We start from the raw sequence: 9973 nt of genomic DNA, 5'->3' as shown, positions 1-9973 counted from the left end.
ACTACGGGGTGTGCAAACTTGCAGACAAATGAGAGGAAGAGGATGGGTGCACAATCCCTCGTCTCCCCCTCGGCAACTATTGCATGGCTGTCATGATAGTGTGATGTAGATCACAAAGCAAGTTCGTGGTGTAATTTTTCAATCAAAATGAAAGTGTTTCACCATTTATGCCGATAATTCAGGCTGAAAACGCTTTTATTGTAATTTAATTACATTGTGTGCGGATCAAAAGTCATCGGATGGCTCCTGCTCTTCCATCAGCTCCAGCAGATTGATGGCCACGGCAATGAAGTCCGACTCGGTGACTATGCCTACCAGCTTGTGCCCTTTGAGTACCGGCAGGCAGCCATATTTGTGGCGCTGCAGATAGAGGGCCGCCTCCTTGATGCCGGCATGGGGATCCACGCTCGCCACCTGGCGGGTCATGATCTCGTCGAGCTGCACGCTGTCGGTGAACTCCGCCTCCCGCTCCGGATTGATCAGCAGCAGTTTTGACTCGCGGGTGGCCAGGATATCGGAGAGGGTGACCAGGCCCAGCAGATGATGGTGGTCGTCAACGATGGGAATATGGCGGATCCGCTCCTGCTGCATTAGATCCATCGCCTGTTTGACGCTGTTTTCCGGACCCAGGGTGAAGGGGTGTTCAGTCATGATCTCGGATAGGGTCATCATGGTGGACCTCCTTGTGTATCTGCTTTCACCCTAGCCCAGCCCCCTTCGGCAAAACATGATCAGGGTCAATACAAAACCTTAAAGGTTTCTTAACTGGCCCTGCTTCACATAATTGCTCGCTATCCCTTGTCTCTCTTGGGTTTTTGGTCTTTTGGGTTGCCTTGCAAGAGGGGGATAACTAGACTAGCCGCCGATTCCCCCGAGGTGAAAGATGCAAGTATCCGATTTTCATTTTGATCTGCCAGACGAGCTGATTGCCCGCTATCCGATGGCGGAGCGTACCGCCAGTCGTCTGCTGCAGCTCGACGGTCAAACCGGCGCCCTGCGCCACGGTCAATTTGTCGATGTGCTGGACCAGCTCAACCCCGGTGATCTGCTGGTGTTCAACAACACCCGGGTCATCCCCGCGCGCATGTTTGGCCAGAAGGCCAGCGGCGGCAAGCTGGAGGTGCTGGTGGAGCGCATCCTGGACGAGCACAGCGTGCTGGCGCACGTGCGTTCATCCAAGTCCCCCAAGCCAGGCACCCGCCTTATTCTGGATGCCGGTGCCGACGGCGTGCCCGTCGAGGCCGAGATGCGCGCCCGTCACGACGCCCTGTTCGAGATCCATTTCCTGGACCCGCGCCCGGTGCTGGAGATCCTGGAAGCCATCGGCCACATGCCGCTGCCCCCTTATATCGATCGTCCCGACGAGGATGCCGACAAGGAGCGCTACCAGACCGTCTACAACCAGAAGCCGGGCGCCGTGGCGGCGCCGACCGCCGGCCTGCACTTCGATGAGCCGCTGCTCGAAAAAATTCGTGCCAAGGGCGTGGAAACGGCCTTCGTCACCCTGCATGTAGGGGCGGGCACCTTTCAGCCGGTGCGGGTGGACAAGATTGAAGATCACCACATGCACTCGGAATACGCCGAAGTGCCGCAGGAGGTGGTGGACGCCATCGCGGCGACCCGTGCCCGCGGCGGCCGGGTGATTGCGGTGGGGACCACCTCGGTGCGTTCGCTCGAGAGCGCGGCCAAGGTGACCCTGGCCCAGGGCAAGCCGCTGGCGCCGTTTTTCAGCGACACCGACATTTTCATCTTCCCGGGTTACCAGTTCCAGGTGGTCGATGCCATGGTCACCAACTTCCATCTGCCCGAGTCGACCCTGATCATGCTGGTCAGCGCCTTTGCCGGCTACGACAACGTGATGGCCGCCTATCAGGCCGCCGTGGCCGAGCAGTATCGTTTCTTCAGCTACGGGGATGCCATGTTCGTCACCCGTCGCCGGGCAGCAGCTTAAGCGGCTGCCCTTCAGAAGCCGTTCAGGACCTGATCGTCAGGATCCCGGCCGGCTTCTTGTACCGGGCCGGTGCGGCCCTACTATTTGTCAGACTGTTTCTCTGACTGAAACCGAGGTAGCAATGAAATTTGAACTGAAAACCACCGACGGCCGTGCCCGTCGCGGTCAGCTGGTATTCGAGCGCGGCACCGTGCAGACCCCGGCCTTCATGCCGGTCGGCACCTACGGCACCGTCAAGGGGATGACCCCGGAAGAGGTACGTGAAACTGGTGCCCAGATCCTGCTTGGCAACACCTTCCACCTCTGGTTGCGCCCGGGGCAGGAAGTGATGCGCGCCCACGGCGATCTGCATGATTTCATGAACTGGCAGGGCCCGATCCTGACCGACTCCGGCGGTTTCCAGGTGTTCAGCCTAGGGCATATCCGCAAGATCACCGAGGCGGGGGTGCACTTCCGTCACCCCATCAACGGCGAGAAGATCTTCCTCGACCCCGAGAAGTCCATGGAGATCCAGTACGATCTGGGCTCCGACATCGTGATGATCTTCGACGAGTGCACGCCGTACCCGGCCACTTACGAAGAGGCGCGCAAGTCGATGGAGATGTCCCTGCGCTGGGGCAAGCGCTCCCGCGACAAGTTCGATGCGCTCGGCAACAAGAACGCCCTGTTCGGCATCATCCAGGGCTCCGTGTACGAAGATCTGCGGGATGTGTCGCTGGAAGGTCTCTTGGAGATCGGCTTTGACGGTTATGCGGTCGGTGGTCTGGCGGTGGGTGAGCCCAAGGAAGACATGCATCGCATCCTCGAGCACGTCTGCCCGAAAATCCCGGCCGACAAGCCACGCTACCTGATGGGGGTGGGCAAGCCGGAAGATCTGGTGGAAGGGGTGCGCCGCGGTATCGACATGTTCGACTGCGTGATGCCGACCCGCAACGCCCGCAACGGCCACCTGTTCACCACCGACGGGGTGGTCAAGATCCGCAACGCCAAGTATCGCGAGGACACCAGCACCCTGGATGCCGATTGCGACTGCTACACCTGCAAGAACTACACCCGCAGTTATCTGTACCATCTGGACAAGTGCAACGAGATCCTCGGTGCCCGTCTGAACACCATTCACAACCTGCGTTATTACCAGCGTGTGATGCAGGGTTTGCGGGACGCGATCGAGCAGGGTAAATTAGACGACTTTGTAACTGAGTTTTACCGTCGGCAAGGGAAGCCCGTGCCTCCGTTAGCTGAAAATGACGTGAAATAACAACGATTTATAAGCTAGTTATCAAATTTACATCAATAAGAGGTTGTTAAATGAGCATTATCTCCAAGGCATATGCAGAAGGCGCGGCTCCGGCGGCACAGGGTGGTGGCATGGAAATGATCATCATGCTGGCCGTGTTCGGTCTCATCTTCTACTTCATGATCTATCGTCCCCAGGCCAAACGTGCCAAGGATCACCGCAACCTGATGAGTTCCCTCTCCAAGGGTGACGAAGTGCTCACTTCCGGCGGCCTGGTCGGCAAGATCGCCAAGGTTTCCGCCGACAGCGAATACATTGTGCTGTCCCTGAACGATCAGACCCAGGTCACCATCAAGCGTGATTTCGTCTCTGCCGTTCTGCCCAAGGGTTCTATCCAGTCCCTCTAATCTCCCGAGGAGCACAGCGTGTTAAATCGCTATCCGCTGTGGAAATACCTGATGGTGATCGTGGTGATCGCCATCGGTTTTCTATATGCAGCCCCCAATCTTTACGGCGAAGACCCGGCCTTGCAGATCTCTGCCAGCCGGGGTGCCGAAGTCAAGCTTGATACCCTTGACCTGGTGAAAGCGACCCTCGACGAGGCGAAGATCCCGGTCAAGCATGCGGCGTTCGAACACGGCTTCATTCTGGTTCGTTTCAAGAACACCGAAGAGCAGCTCAAGGCGCGCGATCTGGTCGCCAACAAGCTGGGTGACAACTTCATCACCGCGCTCAACCTGGCGCCTTCCACTCCTGCCTGGCTCGAAGCCATCGGTGCCAACCCGCTCAAGCTGGGCCTGGACCTGCGCGGCGGCGTGCACTTCCTGATGGAAGTGGACATGGGCGAAGCGCTGGCCAAGCAGCAGGAGCAGATGGTGCAGGATTTCCGCTCCGAGCTGCGTACCCAGAAGATCCGTTACTCCGGCGTGCGCCGGGTCGGTGATCAGGTGCAGGTGGTCTTCCGCGACGAAGCCGACCAGAGCAAGGCGGTCTCCTTCCTGCGTCGTCAGAACCCGGATCTCACCTTCACCACCGAGCAGAAGGGGGACGAGTTCGTCCTGCTGGCCTCCTTGAGTGAAGCCAAGGTCAAGGAGGTGAAGAAGTACGCCCTCGAGCAGAACATCACCATCATCCGCAACCGGGTGAACGAACTGGGCGTAGCCGAGCCGCTGGTACAACAGCAGGGTGCCGAGCGCATCGTGGTGGAACTGCCCGGTATCCAGGACACCGCCCGTGCCAAGGAGATCCTGGGCGCCACCGCAACCCTGGAATTCCACATGGTCGATGAGACCGCCGACATCCAGGCTGCGGCCGACGGTCGCGTACCGCCGAGCTCCAAAGTCTACAACGATCGCAACGGTCGTCCGGTGGTGCTGCAAAAGCGCATCATCCTGACCGGTGACCACATCGTGGGTGCCCAGTCCGGTTTCGACGAATACAGCCGTCCCCAGGTCAACATCAAGCTCGATGGCCAGGGTGGCAACAAGATGGCCAGCTTTACCAAGGACAACGTCGGTAAGGGCATGGCCACCGTATTCATCGAATACAAGCCGGTCGGTCAGCCGGGTCCGGACGGCAAGCGCAAGTTCCGCAAGCAGGAGGAGGTGATCAACGTCGCCACCATCCAGTCGCGCCTTGGCAGCCAGTTCCGCATCACCGGCATCGACAACGCCAACGAAGCCCACAACCTGGCGCTGCTGCTGCGTGCCGGTGCGCTGATCGCCCCGATCCAGATCGTGGAAGAGCGCACCATTGGCCCGAGCCTGGGTCAGCAGAACATCGACAGCGGTATGGAAGCCATCGGCTGGGCCATGCTGGTGATCGTGCTGTTCATGGGGATCTACTACCGTGCCTTCGGTTGGGTGGCCAACATTGCCCTCTCCATGAACCTGGTGCTGATCGTCGGTATCATGTCGATGATCCCGGGGGCCACCATGACCCTGCCGGGCATCGCCGGTATCGTCTTGACGCTGGGCATGGCGGTGGACGCCAACGTGCTGATCTACGAGCGCATTCGTGAAGAGATCCGCAACGGTCGCGGCGTGCAGCAGGCGATCCACCTGGGCTTTGATCGGGCATTCTCGACCATCGCCGACTCCAACATCACCTCGCTCATCACCTGTGTGATCCTGTTCGGTATCGGTACCGGCGCCATCAAGGGCTTCGCCCTGACGCTGGGGATTGGTCTGAGTGCGTCCATGTTTACCGCCATCACGGTATCCCGCGCCATCATCAACCTGGCCTGGGGTGGTCGGCGCCTCGACAAGCTGCCGATCTAAGGAAGAGACATGTTTCAGATTCTACATTTTGAAAAGCCCATCCCCTTCATGCGCTTTGCCAAGCCGGGTGTGGTCTTCTCTACCCTGCTGATGGTGATCTCCCTGTTCTTCCTGTTTGATCGGGGTCTGAACTGGGGTCTGGACTTTACCGGCGGCACCACCATCGAGGTGGGCTTCCAGCAGTCGGTGAGCCTGGAGAAGATGCACGAGGTGCTGGACGAGCAGAAGATTGAAGGGGCGACCCTGCAACACTTCGGCTCCAGTCGTGACGTGCTGGTGCGTCTGACCCCGAAAGAGGGGGTCAAGGTGGAGCAGCAGGGCAACGAGGTGCTGGCGGCCGCCAAGGTGATCGATCAGGGCGCCGTGCTCAAGCGCGTGGAGTTCGTCGGCCCCTCCGTGGGTGACGAGCTGGCGACGGATGGTGCGCTGGCCATGTTGGCCTCCATCATCTGCATCATGATCTACGTGGCGGTACGCTTCGAATGGCGTCTGGCCATGGGCGGCATCCTCTCCCTGGTGCACGATGTGGTGATCACCCTGGGCGTCTTCGCCTACTTCCAGTACGAGTTCGACCTGACCGTGCTGGCGGCCTTGATGACGCTGGTGGGTTACTCCTTGAACGACACCATAGTGGTGTTCGACCGCTTGCGGGAGAACTTTCGCAAGGTGCGCAAGGGGGATACCGAGTACATCCTGGATCTCTCCATGACCGAGACCCTGAGCCGGACCATCATCACCTCCGGCCTGACCTTCGTGGTGGTGCTGGCGCTGCTGCTCAAGGGCGGTCCGCTGATCCACGGTTTCTCGGTGGCCATGGTGATCGGTGTGGCGTTTGGTACTTACTCCTCCATCTATGTGGCGAGCTCGTTCGCCATGTTCTTCGGGGTCAAGCGGGAGCACATGCTGCCGACCCAGGTGGAAAAAGAGGGGGCGGATCAGCAAGAGATCCTGCCGTAAATGACAAGGGCGCCACAAGGCGCCCTTTCTCTTATCATCCGGGTGAGCCATTATGACGGTTTCACCCACGGCCATTGGCCAAGAGGCAAGGAGCAAGCCATGCAACACAATCCCCGTTTTCTGGCGCTGGTAGAGGCCATTCGCCCCCATGTGCAGGAGACCGACGTACACCAGATCAAGCGCTGGCAGGAGGAGGAGCGTACCTTTCACCTGGTCGATGTGCGGGAAGAGAGCGAGTGGGCCAGGGGCCATCTGCCGGGCGCGACCTACCTCGGGCGCGGCGTGATCGAGCGGGATATCGAGACCCGTTACCCGGATCCCGACACCGAGCTCTACCTCTATTGTGGTGGCGGTTTTCGCTCCATTCTGGTGGCGGAGAACCTGCAGAAGATGGGCTACGGCCGGGTGGTCAGCGTGGATGGTGGCTTTCGGGGCTGGTGTGATGCCGGATACCCTGTCGAATCCTGATTTATTTGAGGGAGAGAGGCTCAGCCACATGACAAAGTGTCGGCTGACCTTTACATGACAAAGTGTCGGCTGACCTTTACCATATGCCGGGTCAAGCGTAAGCGTCGGAGTGTTCATTGAACGTCAGGAAAGGGATTGGATACCTCCTTGGTATCCTGTTGCTGCTCCCCATGTGGGGTTGCAGCAGTAGCAGTCAGGTTCAAACGCCTCAAGTTCCCAAGCCGCAACCCGCTTCACTGGTATTGGCGACCCCCCTGCAGGTCTCTTACCAGAGCGAGTTGGCGTTGGCGCGACTCGGGCAGATCCTCAGTGAGATGGAATTGACCACCGAGCAACGGGCCGAACTGTTTTATGAGCGTGCTGTCGTGTTTGACCGGGTAGGCTTGCGCTCTCTGGCGCGGCTGGATTTCAACCGCGCCCTGCGGGAGAAGCCGGATTTCGCCGAAGCCTACAACTTCATCGGCGTCTATCTGGTGCAGCAGCAGAATTATGACGAAGCCTACGAGGCATTTGATTCCGCCCTCGAGCTGGCTCCCGATTATGACTATGCCTATCTGAACCGCGGTATTGCGCTCTATTACGGCAATCGCCCAGAGCTGGCCGCAGCCGATATGAAGCGCTTCTACGAGGCGCAGCCGGAAGATCCCTACCGGGTTATCTGGCTCTATCTGGCCGAGCAGAAGCTCAATGCCCCGGCCGCCATGAGCCGGATGCGCGAGCGGCTCAACAAGTATGACGACGACGCCTGGAACTGGGATCTGGTGCGCCTCTATACCGGCGAACTCAACGCCACCCAGTTGATGGGCAACGTGGTGAAAGGGGTGAAGGACAACCGGGAGCTCGCCGAGCGCCTGTGCGAAACCTACTTCTACCTTGGCAAGTTCGAACTGGCCAGGGGCAACCGCAAGGAGGCCATCAGCTACTTCAAGCTGGCGCTGGCCAACAACGTGTATGACTTCATCGAGCACAGATATGCCCTGCTCGAGCTGGAGCTGATGGCGCGCAAACCTCTGCCGCCCGGCGCCCAGAGTGCCCAGGGCAAGAGCAGCAAACAGGCATCCTGATCTTGCTGGCTATCGCCGCGTTGAACGATATGGAAAAGGCCTCATAGCGAGGCCTTTTTGCTGTTTGGGTGTCAGGCTTTACGGTGCCACTGTATCGGCTTGTCGGTTCTGCCCGTCAGTAAGGGCGCAATTACTGCGCCAGCATCATGCCGGGGATCTGGCGCCAGTAGCCGTTGCAGTCCCGCTCCTGCTGCAGGGGCAGGGGAGCCTGGCCCTGCTGATTGGCCTTGAAGCGGTCCAGCATCGTCAGGGTATCCAACCCCTCGGGGGAGAGCCGTACCACATCCACCAGCCCCTCCATGCCGGCCAGATCGTTGCCCAGGTTGTAGCAGTAACCGGACTGGGTCTGGATGCCGTTGAGGTTGAACACCTTCTGCCCCTCACGGCTGCTGGCGAGTCGGCCGGTGGGGTAGTCGATGCAGGCCAGTTCACAGTTGTCCTTGGGCCGATCGAGTGAGCGGGCGGTGAAGCAGCGCGCCGAGTAGGCGAGCGGCAGGTGGCCGTAGGCGAACACCTCCACCTCGAACTGCTGACGGGCGTTGCCGAGATCCTGATTGAGCTGCACCAGCCAGTCGCGTGACAGCTCCACCGGCATCACCCAGCGCTGCATCCCCTGTTTGAGCAGCATGCGCAGCACGTCGGCGTTGTAGGCGTTGATGGCGGGGCCGCAGACGAACGGCAATCCGGCCTCACTGGCGAGCTGGACCGCGCCCAGATCGTTGGCCTCTATCATCAGCTCGCCGTTGTCGACCAGCCGCTTCACCTCCTTGAGCTCGGAGGGGGCGGAGATGAGCGCTAGCGTGGAGAGCACCGCCTGCTTGCCGGAGCCGGCCACCTGACGGGCGAGGGCAATCCAGTCATCCACTTTCAGTTCGCGGCGCTTGCTGCAGACGGTTTCCCCCAGATAGACGATGTCGGCTTGGCTGGTGGCGGCCGCCTGATAGAAGCCCTGGGTGTCGGCCTTGGGCCAGTAGAAGAGCAGGGGGCCGAGAGAGAATTTCATGAACAGGGCTCCTTATTGCCACTGGCGATGATAGGCACCGAGGGTGGTCTGGCTCCCCTCGGAGACGCGGGCGAGCTGGGCATCCCACTCGGCCTTGACCCGATAGGCTTCCGGATTGGCCTGATAGGCGTCGATGGCGGCGCGCCAGACCCGGGTCACCTGCTCCACGTAGGCGGGGCTGCGCTGGCGCCCCTCGATCTTGACCGACTGGATGCCGGTCTGGAACAGCTCGGGCAACAGGCCCAGGGTGTTGAGGCTGGTGGGCTCCTCCAGCGCGTGGTAGGTCTGACCGTCCACCTCGAAGCGTCCCTTGCACAGGGTTGGGTAGCCGGCATTCTCCCCCGGGCCGTAACGGTCGATCAGCACCTCGTTGAGGCGAGACTCGAGGCCGCTTGGGGTCTCTTCCCAGCGCACGAACTTGGCTGGTGAACAGGCGCCGACGGTGTTGGGACTCTCGCCGGTCATGTAGGAGGAGAGGTAGCAGCGCCCCTCAGCCATGATGCAGAGGCTGCCGAAGGCGAAGACTTCGAGGCCGACATCGGTCTCGCGGGCCAGCTGTTTCACCTGGTGCATGGAGAGCACGCGAGGCAATACCACCCGGCCGACATTGAAGTGCTGCTGGTAGAAGCGAATGGCGGCGGCGTTGGTAGCGCTGGCCTGCACCGAGACGTGCAGCTCCAGATCCGGGTAGCGGCGGCTGGCATAGTCGAGCACGGCGAGATCGGCGATGATCAGGGCATCGGCACCCAGTGCGGCACCCTTGTCCACCGCCTGCTGCCAGCGGGCATCGGAGCCCGGGTGGGCGAAGGTGTTGATGGCGATGTGCAGCTTGCGGCCATGTTGATGCACGTAGTCGACCGCTTTCTCCAGTTTGCTGTCGGTAAAGTTGAGCCCGGCGAAATGGCGGGCGTTGGTGTCATCCTTGAAGCCGATATAGACGGCATCGGCCCCGTTATCCACGGCTGTTTTCAGTGCCGGCAGACTGCCTGCCGGACAGAGTAATTCCATCGGTAC

Annotated in this window: 10 protein-coding genes; 7 read left to right on the top strand and 3 right to left on the bottom strand. The window is 60.3% G+C overall.

The features are described from left to right. Positions 1–225 precede the first annotated feature (225 nt). A complete protein-coding gene (locus tag CAK78_RS01140) occupies positions 226–672 on the bottom strand; it encodes a CBS domain-containing protein (protein ID WP_017765922.1) in 447 nt (148 codons plus the stop codon). 211 nt (positions 673–883) lie between these two features. Here CAK78_RS01140 and queA point away from each other — a divergent pair, with 211 nt between their 5' ends. The 7 genes from queA to nlpI all read left to right on the top strand — a co-directional run bounded on the left by queA (position 884) and on the right by nlpI (position 7956). Next, positions 884–1951: a tRNA preQ1(34) S-adenosylmethionine ribosyltransferase-isomerase QueA gene (gene queA, locus CAK78_RS01135; RefSeq protein ID WP_010634307.1), complete on the top strand. Its 1068-nt coding sequence runs from the start codon at positions 884–886 to the stop codon at positions 1949–1951. A gap of 121 nt (positions 1952–2072) precedes the next feature. Continuing rightward, entirely contained in the window at positions 2073–3209 is a 1137-nt protein-coding gene (gene tgt, locus CAK78_RS01130; protein ID WP_016350389.1) for a tRNA guanosine(34) transglycosylase Tgt, read from the top strand. A 50-nt stretch (positions 3210–3259) separates the two neighbouring features. Then, complete coding sequence (gene yajC / locus CAK78_RS01125; protein WP_005299732.1) at positions 3260–3595, top strand: preprotein translocase subunit YajC; 336 nt, start codon at positions 3260–3262, stop codon at positions 3593–3595. Between the two features lie 18 nt (positions 3596–3613). Next, a complete protein-coding gene (secD, locus tag CAK78_RS01120; protein ID WP_094696096.1) occupies positions 3614–5467 on the top strand; it encodes a protein translocase subunit SecD in 1854 nt (617 codons plus the stop codon). A gap of 9 nt (positions 5468–5476) precedes the next feature. Further along, the gene (gene secF / locus CAK78_RS01115) at positions 5477–6424 is read left to right on the top strand and encodes a protein translocase subunit SecF (RefSeq protein WP_005299746.1); all 948 of its coding nucleotides are present in this window, start codon (positions 5477–5479) and stop codon (positions 6422–6424) included. Between the two features lie 99 nt (positions 6425–6523). After that, on the top strand, positions 6524–6892 hold the full coding sequence (locus CAK78_RS01110; RefSeq protein WP_094696095.1) for a rhodanese-like domain-containing protein: 369 nt from the start codon (positions 6524–6526) through the stop codon (positions 6890–6892). A gap of 116 nt (positions 6893–7008) precedes the next feature. Next, a complete protein-coding gene (nlpI, locus tag CAK78_RS01105; protein WP_369597504.1) occupies positions 7009–7956 on the top strand; it encodes a lipoprotein NlpI in 948 nt (315 codons plus the stop codon). Between the two features lie 130 nt (positions 7957–8086). Here nlpI and CAK78_RS01100 read toward each other — a convergent pair whose 3' ends face one another. Together CAK78_RS01100 and ubiU are read right to left on the bottom strand one after the other, a co-directional pair. After that, positions 8087–8959 (bottom strand): U32 family peptidase, encoded by an 873-nt coding sequence (locus tag CAK78_RS01100; protein ID WP_094696093.1) that lies wholly within the window; start codon positions 8957–8959, stop codon positions 8087–8089. A 12-nt stretch (positions 8960–8971) separates the two neighbouring features. Next, positions 8972–9967, bottom strand: coding sequence for a ubiquinone anaerobic biosynthesis protein UbiU (ubiU, locus tag CAK78_RS01095; RefSeq protein WP_005299752.1), 996 nt, complete (start codon positions 9965–9967; stop codon positions 8972–8974). Between the last annotated feature and the right edge of the window lie 6 nt (positions 9968–9973).

Origin of the sequence: Aeromonas sp. A35_P, from assembly GCF_002259925.1 — a bacterium.
Lineage (GTDB): Bacteria > Pseudomonadota > Gammaproteobacteria > Enterobacterales > Aeromonadaceae > Aeromonas > Aeromonas dhakensis.
The sequence above is the reverse complement of the archived record's forward strand: the minus strand, read 5'-3'. Positions and strand labels throughout refer to the sequence as shown.